This window comes from Paenibacillus sp. sgz302190 (assembly GCF_059820445.1).
In genome coordinates this window covers 1-14,775 of record NZ_JBZYAO010000015.1, presented here as the reverse complement: position 1 = coordinate 14,775, position 14,775 = coordinate 1, and the positions used below count along the sequence as shown (strand labels likewise).

Genomic DNA, 14,775 nt, shown 5'->3' with positions numbered 1-14,775 from the left:
AGCACCTCAAATTTTAGTGAGCGGTTTTACCCCAACGACCTATTGGTACGCTCCATTACGTTTTGAACGAAAGATTGCAATTTGCCTATGAATAACTTTGCTGCCTGCCCCATAAACTTGTCCTTCCGATGTATGATGCAGATATCCTGACTTGGTGTAGGATTGAGCAGTGTTACCGCTGCAATGTTATCGCGGTTCAGATAATCGAGCAGCATTCGTGGAAGAATGGAGGCTCCTATCCCTTGTTCGACTAAGGACAGAAGCGTCGATAACGTAGAGGTTACAATCGGATTTTCTATTGAAATTCCTTTTTCTTGGCAGCAAGTATGGATGACCCTCGTAATCTGGTGCTCAGGACCGAACATCACCATCTTAAGCTGCTGCAACTGCTCAAAGGGAATCGACTTTGCCTTCGCAACGGGGTGATCCGATTGGATGGCTAAAGCAAACTCCTCGTGGAACAAAGGGATGATAGAAATTCGATCATCCGGATTCGGAGGCACTATGGTAACTCCAAGATCTCTTGTACCGTCGACAATCTGTTCATACACATCCACAGTCTCCGTAACACTTATGGAGAGCTTGGGGTATGCAAGGTGGAAATCGATCAACAGTGCATCAAAAAGCAAGTCCCCATCGCCCGGCAGAATCCCGATATCCAGCCTGCCGCTTTCCATTCGCTTAAGATCCGTTATCGCCCCTTTTATGTAGTCGATGCGCCCGAAAATGATATGACATTGCTCCAATAAAATCTTACCCGCATCCGTTAGAGCGATCCGTTTGCCCATGCGATCGAATAGAGGAAGCCCGAGCTCGTTCTCCAGAAACTTAATCTGCTGGCTCAGATTCGATTGCGTGGTGCAGAGGTTCTCGGCCGCCCTTGAGAAATGCATCTCCTTACATACGGCAGCAAAATATTCAAGCTGTCTAAGTTCCATCCCCAGTACCCCTTCCTATGGCAATCTCCCCCTTACTATTATAGCTAACAATCCGATATATCCCAATATTTTCTATCCAATCATTACTAAAACCGATCAATTGCATCGGAATCTCGTGATTGTTGCTTCGAGTGAGAAAGGCTACACTTTAGATGTGAAAGCGAAACACATACAACAATTTATCGGGAGGCGTTTCAATAATGGCACAATCGATCATTAATACGGGAAAAGTTCTGCGTCAGATCGTTATCGGACAGCTTCAAGGCGTTTCGGAGGCTCAGATCGGCATTCAACCAGAAGGCTTCAATAATACAATTCGCTGGAATATCGGTCACATGATTTATTGGATGGATAAATACTCCGCGCTTTCCCTTGGATATCCGTCCGCGATTCCGTCACAGTATGAAACACTATTTGGCTCCGGGACGAAACCTTCGAATTGGACGGCAGCCCCTCCGTCGAAAGAAGAGCTGACGCAATTGCTAACGGCACAACTTTCCCGACTCTCTGGGCTAGAGCCCGAATTGCTAGACCAGAAATTGCAATCGCCGTTTGAAATGGGCCCATTCCAATTCATTACCGCCGGCGAGTTATTCAACTTCGCGCTGATGCATGAAGCCATTCACCTTGGGGTCATTTCGAGCCAGATTAAATTGATACAATATGATACAAAATAGGTTTGTACGAATAAAGAAAAGACCTTGAAAGGCAAGTTGGCCGATCAAGGTTATTTTATTATTTCGCGATCGTATAAACTAATGGAATCCGGGGGGTGAACCCCGATAGTTCTTAAAGTTCTAGAAGTTCTAGAACTCTACGATCTGCACGACTCGAGAAAGGGGTTCCTGCCGGATGCGTATGATAAATCAGCAATGCATTTTTATTAATTGGTACAGGCACGCTGTTTGAAGTACAGCTAATTTTTATCTTGATCATCTAGCTTGGCGATGTTTACGATCTCTCTTATGAAAGGTGTTACAGCAAAACAATTTTCCAAATCATCCTCATCCAACAAAGCCCAATAATAAACAGTATTTTTATGAATACTAATATCTTGAAGGATATGATATCTGATGGAACTAGCCCAACTCTCCTCATCCTTTCCTTCTGTTATAGCATCATTATATGATGAAATAATAACAATCATAAGAGCAAACTTTTCCTCTATATCTAATTCAACTTTTTCATAAGCCAATAAGAATTCGGCTACTCTCGAGGAATCTGAAACTTCGTACTCCCAATCTTGTGAGAATTCACTGGGAGCAGGTAGATTGATTTTCTTTATAAGACCTTCAATAGCACTTTTAGTAACATACTTAGGAGATATATATCCCATTTTTGATTTCTCCTTCTTAAATTATTTTCTTACACCTAAAGGATTGGCGCTACTATATGGGAAAGCAGTTCTAACCCCACCATTTTACTATTTCTCGCCCTCCAAAAAAAGAAACCTTTAAGTGATCTGTTACACGAAACGAAATTGCATTACATAGGGGATAATTGACAATCTCACTTGTATGTACCGTCTTTTGAGGAAAATATTAATTGGGGCGGATGAGGTTAAGTTCTTTCGGGAAATTCCACTCGATTCATTCGGCACTAGTGAGGGGTAAAAGAAAGACCTCAGGTACAAGATAACTGATGTTCCTCAAACTTAAAAGGACCATCAGGGCAAATTTCCTTGACGGTTTTTCTTACTATCTCACGATCGTAAAGAAGAATGTAGTTCCTATTTACTGCAAATATTTTTAATTTGAGTTTCTACTGGATACTTCCCGATCCTTGGTAACACCCTTTCCACAAAGTTCTCTTCCCAAAATTGTTTTTGTTCTAAACCACCTATATTAATTCCCGTAAATTGGGGATCTATAAATAAATCCTGCCCGTTTATTAATTTGATATGTAAAACATCACATATCAGCGCATTTTCCAAATCCTCTAAGTTAAAAAAAACTATACTGTCCACGCGATTTTCTGCTAAAGGATTGGTAAAAATAAATTCACCAATCTTAGCTCTGCAAGGAATCACATCTTCAATATCATTCTCATATCTAAGAGAATCCAGAATTGTAATACGGAGCTTCCCGTAACCGTCTATTGTCTCAAACTGGATGAATTGACCACCAAACTCCAAATATATAAAATTTGTATTAGAAATGAATTCAGCAATTCCATTTTCCTCTATGTGTACAACACCAGTTAAATGAATCTCATCTATATTATTACTTATGAGTTCTTTAATCTCCTTCAACATCTCCTAGACCTCCATTTTTATGGAATAAACATTATATTCAAATCCATCGCCTTACCTTGTTCAAGTAGTGTAACCCATTCACCATCTGGTTTTGTTACTACTGTCAAACCTTTTCCTCTTTCCAAAAATCTTTGTTACAATTAGGACAACAAACATATCCCTCTCCAATTGCGCTTCCATTAGTTTTGAGTATTGGTTAATTGATTCAAATTCAATATACTTCTCGCCTACGTCCTTACTAATCGACAAATGCATCATCCCTACATAAAATAATATCTACTTTCCTATCGCCCATCAGGCAGTGTAAAAATAACATCCAGCGGATCTCTCCCGCTAAAAAGTGTTTGATACAGGTTTAGGACTCTTGATGATTGCAGATCTATGGCTTCATCATGGATGAGCTTACCCAGTTCTTCAAATATAGCCCCTTCTCTCTTATCGATGATATTTTGTTTAACTAGCCTTAGAGAACTGCCTTCTCGACTAAACGGCCAATCGACAAGCGCTCCTTCATAATCATATACAAAATCAATGGAGCTTACCCTTTGGTATTTACTTACGAGAGGATGCAGAATAACCAAAAGTTGCGCAAAAATATAAGTACGCTCCCTGACCTTTTGCGCATCCTTCACTTCGGCTTGAAGCGTGGATGATTCAGGAGGCAAATCTCCCAATGAATGAATGTTTATATATGTCAACAATGAAATAGCTTGTTGTTTGTCTTTAAACATAGCGATCCTGACGAATATTTCATTACTGCTGATCCCCGATTCAATAAACCCTCTCAAACATCTGGCCGCATTTTCCAGCGTAGTAGCATACTGTGCCAATAGAGGAATGTACTCACTAAAAAGCTTTTCTATCATGCTCTTCTCAGCATTACCGTAAGTCGCTTCCACAATGGTCTCAATCACTAACGTCTTATTATACTTTTCATTTATTTTCGGCAACACTTCTTCTAAAAGGTGACTGGTAAATTCAACATCATAAAAATCTAATAAGGTTGAATAATCCTTCAAGCCGCGTAAGAAGGCCATAAATGTTTCAAATTCCGGAGAACCTTCATTACTATGAGTTAAATATTTAAATAAAGAGTTTATTTTTTGTACTTTATCCTCCATAAAAATCTCCTTTTAGTTGATATATTTTAATATTGAGAAATCGCCATCTTATCGGGTGTTAGTCTATTTGGTACAGTAATGCCCTGCTTTCCAAGTAAACTAGTTACATTAGAAACTAAAATGTCCATCTGAATACGGGCTGATGAGGGTTAAAGCCGCCTAATTAAATAGGTAATGAGTGAGGTAAAAAAGAGACCTTTAGGATTATTACCCCCAAGGTCTAATAATGACTTTTAATATTAACTATACTTTATAATTCGATAAACTGAAACTGACGTCTCCAAATAAATTATTTAATCTAGGCAAAACCTCGTCTTCAAAAAAACCTTGCACTTCCTCAACAATTTCAAGGTGAAAATCAGATTCTGCCTCGTAATAAATAATCGCACAGGAGTAGTCTTCAAAATTACTATTTTTCGTATGCAAAAGGCATTTAAAAAAAACCTCTGTTAGATTAATTGCTTCAACAATTTCATCCACGTCCTGAACAGCATACCACTTTACCTTAGCAAGCGGATTCGATTTAAGTTTATCCGTATCCATGTCATACCAAGAATTATTCGTAAAAATCACTTTTTCTCTAATAAAATTGAGGATTTTGGGATTCTCCTCTGTTAAAACCGCTTCATAGATATTAGTCTTAATATTCTCGATAATTTGCTCAGGAATAATAAGTTCTCCTGAGACAAATTTATTAAAGATATCTCCTTCTGTTTCATCACCAATAAAGTAATTTTGTAATATGTTTGAAATCCGCGATATCAGATTAGCTTTAGTACTTTCATGATGAAATAGTAAATAATCATTTAGAAATAAATCATAAAAATGTTCTTTATCATTTTCTATCATATTTTTATCCCAAAAATAGGGATCGGCACTAAAGAACTCAAAGAGTAATTGTTCGGAATCTTTGGTAACGAACTGGGTAAGTATTTTAGCTATTTCCCTTTTACTTAAGTCACCAATATTGCTTAAAGTATATCTTCCAGTTTGTTTCCTTATCTCTATTGCTTTCATGACTCACCCCGATTATTTGTCATTAAACCACCAGTGGATATTACCTTCAGCATTTTCTATATGAATATGGTCTGGATGGATATTTTTGCTTCTATAGCTATCCCTTTGACCTTTTTCAAATCTTCCGATATAAGTACCGGTTTTGTCATATACGCTGTAGGATATATACCCGTCATCCCTTCTGAAATTTTCTTTCAAAGAAAGTTGATTTTCTTTCTGGAATTGTCCCCATGACTTCCCTACTGCTCTCCAATCCCCTTTAGAAGGTAAATGTTTGCTTGTAGAATATCCACTTGTAGCCTGACGAATATAGAAGCAATTACTATTATGAACCCAAATACCAAGGTCACTAACAAAGTAGGTATGGAACTCATCAACCGTCATGTTATAGACCGTTACCTGCTTGTGCAACAGTTCAATGCTGTCTATCTTGAGTGTATTCCCATCACTCTGAACAAGCAAGTCTCCGACTTTGAGGTCTTTGACAAACGTCCATCCTTTATCTTTCACATAGAACGGATGATTGAAGGTCGATTCAATCACTTGGTCGCCCACATAGATTTTGTAAATCTCATCCGTTTCGTGGTTAAAAGTAGCCGTAACATCTTTATAAGCTACCTCGCCAGTCTCCTCATTCTTGGAAAGAACCTTATCTCCGACTTCAATGTCTTCGATGTTTTTCTCCCCTTCGTCTGTTTGAACCTTGGTTCCGGCTGTAAAGCAGTTACATTCTATGAGTCGCTTGACAGGATTACCGGCAACAGGACCGTCGAGTTTTCCTGCTCTTTTCACCAAAAGCCCTTCCAGCTTCTGCTCAGCGGCTATTACACCCTTGGTGAGATACTTGCCGCCGACTTTCAGGCCGGGGATGGGGATGATGCCGAGCGTAGCTCCGATGCCTTCACTCCAGCGGTCCGCAGCAGATAGCTGTTGGCCGGTGATCAGATTCGTGCCGGTGAACGCCTGCTGGAAGCCTTTTACTGTGCCGACCCATGGAATGATGTCGAGCAGGAAGCTGCCGCCTTGCGCCAGGTACGACGTATCGCCGTCGCGGCTGAGGCCGAAAGGATCGACGTACGAAACAGGGTTTCCGTTTACGTATGCATAACGGTTCAGCGATTGCGCCGCGCTGATCGTTCCCGTTACTACATCGCGGTTCACGAAACGGCGGATTTCCGGATTGTAATAACGCGCCCTCATGTAGTAAAGGCCGTTCGGGTCGGTCATCACGCCATCGCGTCCGTTGTAGCGGAACGGATTCGGCGTATTGCCTTCCTCGGAAAGCGGCTCGCCGTACGGTGCGTATGTGTACTTGTCAGTGACTTGACCGTTGATGTCGGTCAGTGCTATCGTGCTGCCCCTGCGGTCGTAGTGGTAGGCTCGATAATCGCCCGAGCTATTTTCCCGGCCGATCAAGCCGAGACCATAGACGTAGTAGGCTTGGGTATTGCCGTTTGCGTCTTTTTCCATCAAGATCTGCGAAAGCATGGCGTTCGGGTTGACGACATATTTGGTCGTAACGCCGTTCACTGTCATGCCGACGCGGATGTTCTCGCTGTTATAAGCGTAGCTGACTCCGCCTGCAGAGATCAAGCGATTTCTAGCGTCGTACTGGTACCCCTGAAGCTGGCCGCCAAGCGGGCCTGTAATCATGTTCCCATCCTGATCGTAGGCGGCATTCATGCCGTTAAAGGTGGCCAGCCTATTGTCAGCCGAATAGGTCATGGTGCCGTAAGCGACAGGCATTTTTGTTGCACCGTAGGTGCTGGAAGTCACGGTCGGCGCATTGTTCTTCTCAGTCAGAACGTTGCCTGTCTCATCATACGTGTACGCATACCGGCTGATCCATTCTCCGCTTGCCGCTTGGTCCGTCAAACCGGTTAATTGGCCGTTCGCGTCATAGGTTCTCGTCTCGACCGATCCGTCAGGACGGATTGTGGTCGTAAGCCGCCCAACGGCATCGTAGCCGTACGCGGTTTTGCGGCCCGCCCAATCTGTCACTTCTTTGAGCCTGTTCACGGCGTCATACGCGTAGGTTACTTTTTTGCCGTCTGGATAGGTCAGTACCGTTAAGTTGCCGTTCGCATCATATTCATAGCGAAGCGTGTTGCCGTCGGCATCGGTATAGGTCGATACTCTGCCCAGCGCATCGTAGGTGCGCAAGAGTGCGGCTCCTTTTTCGTCGGTGACTGCCGTTATGCTGCCGTTCTTATCATACGTATAGGTGACGGAGCCTGCCGGGTCGGTGAAACCCGCGAGTCTTCCTGCGTCGTCGTATTGATAGGAGGTGTTCTGGCCGCGTCCGTTCGTTTCCTGCTGCAAGCGTCCATTCGCATCGTACAAATAGCGGATCGCCGCGCCTGCCGCGTTAGTTTCGCTCAAGAGACGTCCGGCCCGATCATACGTGTAAGCCGTTTCGTTACGGTTCGGGTCATAGTAGGAGGCGAGTTGGCCGGCAGCATCGTAAGTCTGACCGCTGACACCGTTCTTGGCATCGGTCGCCTGTGTGATTCGGTTCATTTTGTCATACGCGTATTTTGTTTGGCGTCCTTTGGCGTCCGTTATTTGCGTTAGACGATTCAACGAATCGTACTGTTGGGTGAGCTTGTGATTGAGCGCATCCTTGATTGAAGCTGGGTTGCCCATGGTGTCATAATCAACGGCATACACTCGATTCCCGAGCGCATCGAAGGCAGCAACAGTTCTGTCAACGGCATCGTATTCGTAACGGATCGTTTGGCCGAGTGCGTTGGTGATCTGGGTCAGCCGTCCTTTGGGATCGTAGCCGTACGTCGTCGAGTTGCCGCGCGCATCGGTTTCCTTAACGAGCCTGTCTTCCGCATCGTAGAAAAAGCGTGTTGTATACCCAAGCGCATTGGTAATGCTGGCCAGATTGTCATTCGCATCGTAATCGTACGTCGTCGAGTTGCCCAATGCGTCGGTTTCGGCAAGCAGATTGCCTCTCGGGTCATAGGAATACGAAACCTGATTGCCCAGCGGGTCTGTTGATGTCAGGATCTGATCCTTGTTGTTGTAGGTCAAGGACAGCTTTTTGCCGTCGTTGCCCGCCAAGTTTATGACGCGTCCCGCCGCATCGTAGCCGTAATGCACGGCATTGCCCTCAGCGTTGGATACTGATTCCAGGATACCGCCCGTATAGCTAAAGGTCATCGTTCTTCCTGCGCCGTCTGTCGCGCTCAGCAGCAAGCCGTTGGCGTCATACGTATAACGAGTCGTACTGCCGTCCGGAGTCGTCAGGCCGGTCAGATTGTTGGCCGCATCATACGTGCTGAGAAGCTGATCTCCTGCAATGTTCGTCACGCTGACCTGATTGTTGTTCGCATCATACGCCATTGCAACCGTCTTGCCGGATGAGTCCGTCGCACTTGTCATATTTCCTGCGGCATCGTAAGCAAACGTATTGCTTTGGCCGAGCGCATCCGTAACGGAAGTCCGGTTTCCGTTCGCATTGTACGTGTAAGTCGTGCTTGCTCCCAGCTCATCCTGAACTTCGATCAAACGATTGCCGTTATGTTTCAAAATCCGCTTGTTACCCGTGCGGTCGGTTATCGTGGTGGTCAGGGTGCCGCCGTTTTCTTCGTACTTGAACGTTGTCGGCGCATGGTCGGCTACGGCGTCCTGTTGAGCGATTATGCGGCCTCGGCTATCGTACGTATTGGCGAAACGGAGCGTTCCCTGCTCGGTGCCTATCAAAATGCGTCCCGATGCATCATACGTATATTCGCTCGTACTTCCGTTTGCATCCGTAATCCCGGTCAAGCGATTATTCTTGTCATAAGTTAACCGCACCTGTCTGGACATGTTGTCCTGGACCGAAGCCAGCAAGCCGTTCGCCCCATACGCGAAGGTCAGGCTTTTACCCGATAGCGGTTCGTTTGCGGAAGCCAATTTCTCTGCCTGGTTGTAAGCAAAAAGCAGTCCGATTCCATTCTTGTTTTGCAGTTTGGTCAGTTTGCCTGCCGAAGAGAACTCATAGCTGGTTCCTTCTTTCCGCTCCAGCAGGTAGGAGCCGTCTGCTTTTTTAACAAGTTTGTCCTGCTTGGTTGCTTCGTCCGAAGACGTATAGCTGCCGCTGCCTGTGCTTATAAAATCGTTGTGGCGGTTCGCATTCCAATAAACCTGAACGCCGCCTTGTCCTGTGTCTTTCAGGCTGATCTCATAGAGATGTCCCCAGCCAGGTCCAACGTCGCCTTTATTAAGCAGCAAAGAGTAATATTGGAGCTGGAACGGCACTTCTACCGCACCGTGAACCGTCAGCAAAGTCCGGCTGATCCATTGCGCGCCAGTCGAAGTATCGACCGGATCGGCGTGCATCGATTGGACATCGTAGCTTGCAGGATCAAGCTTGCTGATATCCGTTGCGGTTCCGGCATCCGGCGCATCCTCGAACAGGAAGGAGTCGAAAGGTCCGAACACATCGTAAGCGGCGGAACCAGTGTTGGTAATTCTGAGCTTCTGCCCGGCTGCAATCGTCAACGAGCCTTGACCCTGCTGAGGCGTTCCCCCATCGGAGCCGGCATAGCTGAATGATCCGCCAAGTGTCAACAATTGCGGACCGCCGGCCTTGTTGGTCACCAGGATGCTTTTGCCGGAGGCGAGAGTTTTCGTCAGCAGCGCCGGAGCCACCCGATCCGTGACGGTAAAAGCGTTTTTGGCGCCCGTGACGGTAATCGTACCGCTGCTGCGGTTGGTAATGGCGATGCGTCCGGAGCTCGGGACGGTCATATCGCCGGGAGCCGCTTTTTGCCTATATTCCGCGGCAATGCCCGCACTGTCGCTAATCACAACATCTACGGAGCCGGTCACATTCAGCGGCATGTCCAGTGAAGCGTTATTTTGCGCTTCCATGCTCTGTCCGGGAGCCAGAGAACGGGTAAACACGCTCGCCGCCGTACCGTCATCCATCACGACCTTATCGAACGGAGCCGCAATTTCCAGTGGTTTGGCGTCCGCATTGACAACCACAAGGCGATAATAAGATCTTAGCAAAATAATGCCGGCAGGATGCTTGGTTCCTGTGCCTGCAGTTTTGCCCAGAGAGTCGAATAGCGTGTAATCGAACGCGCCGTCGAGTTGCGGCCAATAAGCGGATGACGAGGTGTTAAGAACCGATGCCGTTTGAGCGGGATTCAAGGTCTTGATCATCAAAGCGGGATCGGTACGGTCCGTGACTGTAAATGCATCGAACGAACCTTTCACAGTAAGAGTCCCCGTCCCGCGATTCGTAATAACGATCCGATCGCCTGCGCTGACGCTATTGCTTCCCGTGCCCGTCAGTTTGTCTAAGCCCCGCACTTGTCCTGCGCTTCCGTAGGAGGCATAGTCGTAAACGCCGCCGCTGTTCCTCACGGAAAAGCCCATTTTCGTGTGATTGGCGGCCTGAAGCGTTTGACCGCTTGCCAGATTCTTTACAAACGTAACCGGCGTTTGGCGGCTTTTGGCCTGGAATATGTCAAAAGCGCCCGATACTTCCGCGATTGCCGTTCCCGAGTTCGTGACCGCCAGTCGCTTCCCCGGATTCAGCTGCTTGAAATTTGAAGTGACATCCGGAAGGTAATAGTCAGGCTCCCCGGAGGCATCGTAAGTTGCGTAATCATACGTCCCTTTTATATGGAGCTCAGCGAGGGGAGTCGTACTTGTATTTGCTGCCTCCATGCTTTGTCCGGGAGACAAGCTCTGGATAAACAAAGCCGGGTTCTGACGATCCGTTACTGTAAATGCATCATAAGGACCTGCAACCTGAACGGTTCCGCTATCGGCATTCGTGACAACCGTTCGCTCGCCGGAGCTAATGCTCAATATTCCGGGAATTCGCATCCGGCTTGAAGTATCCAGATCGCCGCTCTTCTTGTAGTTGGCGAGATCGTACTTGCCTGATATCCGGATTGGAAATGCGGAGTCGGATGTATTGAGCGTCTGAAGCGTAGATCCGGGAGCGAGATTTTTGATAAAGGAGACCGGGGTTGCCCGATTTTGAACGGTAAAAGCGTCATAGGGACCCCATACTTCCAATGCGGCGCTGTCCGTATTCATAACGGCAAGGCGCTTGGCTGACGATACCAGCACAATTCCTGCGATGTTGTCGCCTCTATAGGACTCCAGCTTGTCGGTGCTTGCATATATAGCGCTATCGTACACTCCGGTGACATGAACATAATAGGGGAGCGAGGTTATATTGATCGCTTCCATGCTTTGCTGCGGCGCCAGCGTCTTAATGAATAAAGCCGGGTTCGACCGCGGGGCGACCTGAAATGCATCGTAAGGCCCGTAAAACTCCATGAAGCCAGCCCCTGCATTCGTAACCGCGAGTCGTTTGGACGCGTCCGCCGATATGGAACCGCCTGATACATTCCGCCCGAAACTGCCCACATCGTCCGTGCTGCCGTATTTGGCATAATCAAAATTGCCTGTCGCGTAAAGGGTAATCGCCCGGACTGTCCGATTGGTTACATCCAGACTGGAGCCGGGAGACATATTACGGATGAATAAGGCCGGATTCGTCCGATTGCTTACTTGAAACGCATCAAAAGGCCCGGTTACCGTCAAAGCGCCGTTTCCCGGATTGGTAACGGCCAAGCGATGGGAGGCCGGCACCAGATTCGAGCGGACGTCTTGTCCTCTTTTATATTCTGCAACTGTGCCATCGTCCGCATATTCGGCAAAGTCAAAGGCGCTGCTCAGGGACAAATTAAAGTTGGTCGCAGAGGTATTTACGGCATCCATGCTTTGTCCGGCAGATAAAATCTTCGTAAAAGAAACCGGATTGCTCCGCCCGGCAAACGAAATTGCATCGTAAGGCGCCGCCACATCGAATACGCTGCTGCCTGAATTCGTTATTGCTAATTTTTTGGAAGCGGGAAGGGGGACCCCTGTCTGCGCTCCTTGGCGGGTATAGGAGTAAATGTCTCCCGGCACATGATAAAGCGCATAATCATACGTTCCTCCGACCGCAACCGTAACGCTTCCTGCGGTTCGATTCACAGCTTCCAGGCTTTCGCCCAATGATAAAGTTTTGATGTACAAAGCCGGATTCGTGCGATTGTCTACTTGAAATCCGTCATAGGGCCCGGCGACCTCCATCGCGGAAGTTCCCCTGTTCGTCACATCCAGACGATCGGCTGACGAAATGGCGTTGGTTGCCGTTTTTTGATTTCGTCCATAGCTGATGACTTTTCCCGTTGCGTCGTATTCGGCGTAATCATAGGTGCCGTTTAATGTAAGGGTGAAGAGCCTGGGTGTCTTATTTGTCGCCTGCATGCTTTGTCCGACGGACAACGTTTTGACGAAGGAAGTCGGATTGGTCCGGTCGGCAAATACAAACCCGTCGTACGGTCCCGATACGTTAATGATCTTCGTATCCGAATTCGTAATCGAGAGCCGCTCCGATTTAGTGACGGCCTGACTGGTCGCTGCGCGTTTGCGCCCATAAGCGGATATGCTGCCGTCCGGCTCATAATTGGCATAGTCGAACACACCGCTCATGGATAAGCTGAAGCTTCTGCTGCCGGTATTCGTCGCTTCCATGCTTTGTCCGGGAGACAATGTCTTGTAAAAGACGGCCGGGTTTACCCGATACGTTATCGTCCATAAGCCGTTAGCTCCGTAGACGTCAATCGTCTTGGTATCCCGATTCGTAATGGCGATTCTGTTCATGGACAAGAGCGCCTTCGCGCCTTTGGCGCTTCCCTTGGCAAAAGAGGACAAATCGCCGTTCTCGTCATACTTTGCGTAATCGTGAACCCCGTCGATCGTGATCGACTTGCTTCCGCTGCCGGTGTAAGTGGCATCGATGCTTTCTCCCGGCGACAGGAACCTGTGCACTAGGGCAGGGGTGGATACATAGCTGATGTCAAAGTCAAAAACGCTGGAAAGGGTTAACGTCGCACTGGACGTATTGGTAATGACGAGCCTCTCCGTATGGATAATGCTGTATGAGGAGGCGGCAGTTTTTTTACCGTATGTACCCAGCCCGCCGTCCGAATTATACTCCGCATATTCATGCGCTCCGCTTACTTTGATTCCTACCGCTAACACACTGATTGCAGAGTTAGGCGTCAATTCCGCCGTAGCGCCGGGACTCAGATTGTACGAGTAATTATCGGCGGCGCTTGCCGTTGCCGCCCCAATGGACATCATCAGCAGCATGAAAAGGAGCGAGACAATCAAACGCTGTTTAATCACGGTTTACCTCCAGCCTGAAGCAAGCGAATTCCGCTGACGGCTACATCCGCTGACGAGCCTTCGGAGCCCAGACGTATGGTGAACTGAATTTTCGCTGTAACGGCATCAGAAGGAGCGATCGCACCAATCGACAGTGCTTGTCCAATCTTCCCCTGCGCAACATAAGTCGTGTTCGACTCACCAACCGGCTGACCGGAATCGTTTGAAAATTGAACGGTAACTTGAATGCTTGCATCATTCAGGGACAACGCATCTATTTCCCCCTGAAGCCGGTAGTAGGTATTTCCTGTTACGGTTGCCGTTTGGGAGATGGATACCTCACCCGGAGATTGGGCAAAGGCTTTGATGCGCACTCCGTCTCCGTATACGGAACTCGCGACCGATTCGTACTCAGCCGATACCCCCGGCGAAGAATAAGTTTCCCATCCATTTGCAGCGCCGGCAGCAGCCATCGGTTGTGAAATCGCCATAGCACGAGGAGCCTGCACTTGCCGGACACTCGTTATATTTCCGGAAGCATCATAACTGTACGTTACCCGTTCCCCTGAGTCCATCGTTGCGGAAATCAACCGATTCAGCTCGTCATACTCATATTCATCGGCCCAAGCGGAAGCTGGGTAACACAATAAACAAGCAAACAAAAGCACGCGAAAAACGTGGAGCAATTTCATAGTTCACCTCTCCAAAATGGTTAGTATTGGTAATGATTTAAAGCCTTTGCGGTCCTCCTCTACCTAAAAAGTATCTATATAAACCTATTTCCCCCGGAATATAGAATCCGGACGAAATAAGAGAGAAAATCCGTATATTGGAGCAGCGTATCCTTTGTTAAGAAGTGCCGGGCCAGGAATTTGTCCGACGAAACGTTTTGTGTGTATGATCCGTCGGACAGGCTCCCGGAAGAGCAGAGTGGACGCCTAATCCGGTTTGCGTCCGGTCTTTCCCATCCCGCGCGGCACCGTGCGTGCCTCTCCCGCGCACCTTGGTGCGAGAGGGAGTGCCTAATCCGATGTGCGTCCGGTCTTCCCCGATAAGCGCTGCGCCTTGCTTGTATCTCCTGCGCACACTCCCCTGCGCCTCTTCCCCCGCACAGTTTGCGGCGCTGCTCAGCGAGAGGGGGCTCCCGTGCTCGCATCCCGCAAAAACCTGCGAAAGTGGAGCGACCAAGCATAGGTCGAGTGAGGTAGCAGGTGGGAACCCTGCTTGGAAAGGTGTTAGCCACATCACCAATAACGAGTCTTGG

The 14,775-nt window shown here is 47.5% G+C and carries 8 protein-coding genes; 1 reads left to right on the top strand and 7 read right to left on the bottom strand.

The genetic code is table 11. From position 1 onward, the window contains the following. Positions 1–26: 26 nt before the first annotated feature. Entirely contained in the window at positions 27–938 is a 912-nt protein-coding gene (locus AC6RNO_RS17665; RefSeq protein ID WP_497106223.1) for a LysR substrate-binding domain-containing protein, read from the bottom strand. A 200-nt stretch (positions 939–1,138) separates the two neighbouring features. Here AC6RNO_RS17665 and AC6RNO_RS17660 point away from each other — a divergent pair, with 200 nt between their 5' ends. Continuing rightward, positions 1,139–1,615: a DinB family protein gene (locus AC6RNO_RS17660; protein ID WP_497106222.1), complete on the top strand. Its 477-nt coding sequence runs from the start codon at positions 1,139–1,141 to the stop codon at positions 1,613–1,615. 239 nt (positions 1,616–1,854) lie between these two features. On the opposite strand, the gene AC6RNO_RS17655 is transcribed toward AC6RNO_RS17660, so the two are convergent. The 6 genes from AC6RNO_RS17655 to AC6RNO_RS17630 form a co-directional block, all read right to left on the bottom strand. Continuing rightward, positions 1,855–2,274 carry a hypothetical protein gene (locus AC6RNO_RS17655; RefSeq protein ID WP_497106221.1) on the bottom strand — a complete coding sequence of 140 codons (420 nt, stop codon included), beginning with the start codon at positions 2,272–2,274 and terminating at the stop codon, positions 1,855–1,857. A 393-nt stretch (positions 2,275–2,667) separates the two neighbouring features. Then, complete coding sequence (locus AC6RNO_RS17650; protein ID WP_497106220.1) at positions 2,668–3,192, bottom strand: hypothetical protein; 525 nt, start codon at positions 3,190–3,192, stop codon at positions 2,668–2,670. A gap of 284 nt (positions 3,193–3,476) precedes the next feature. Next, entirely contained in the window at positions 3,477–4,313 is an 837-nt protein-coding gene (locus AC6RNO_RS17645) for a hypothetical protein (protein WP_497106219.1), read from the bottom strand. A 243-nt stretch (positions 4,314–4,556) separates the two neighbouring features. After that, entirely contained in the window at positions 4,557–5,330 is a 774-nt protein-coding gene (locus tag AC6RNO_RS17640; protein ID WP_497106218.1) for a hypothetical protein, read from the bottom strand. Positions 5,331–5,342: 12 nt separating this feature from the next. Beyond that, on the bottom strand, positions 5,343–13,532 hold the full coding sequence (locus AC6RNO_RS17635; RefSeq protein WP_497106217.1) for a polymorphic toxin-type HINT domain-containing protein: 8,190 nt from the start codon (positions 13,530–13,532) through the stop codon (positions 5,343–5,345). Continuing rightward, positions 13,529–14,203: an RHS repeat domain-containing protein gene (locus tag AC6RNO_RS17630; protein WP_497106216.1), complete on the bottom strand. Its 675-nt coding sequence runs from the start codon at positions 14,201–14,203 to the stop codon at positions 13,529–13,531. The genes AC6RNO_RS17635 and AC6RNO_RS17630 overlap by 4 nt, the downstream gene beginning before the upstream one ends. Positions 14,204–14,775 lie beyond the last annotated feature (572 nt).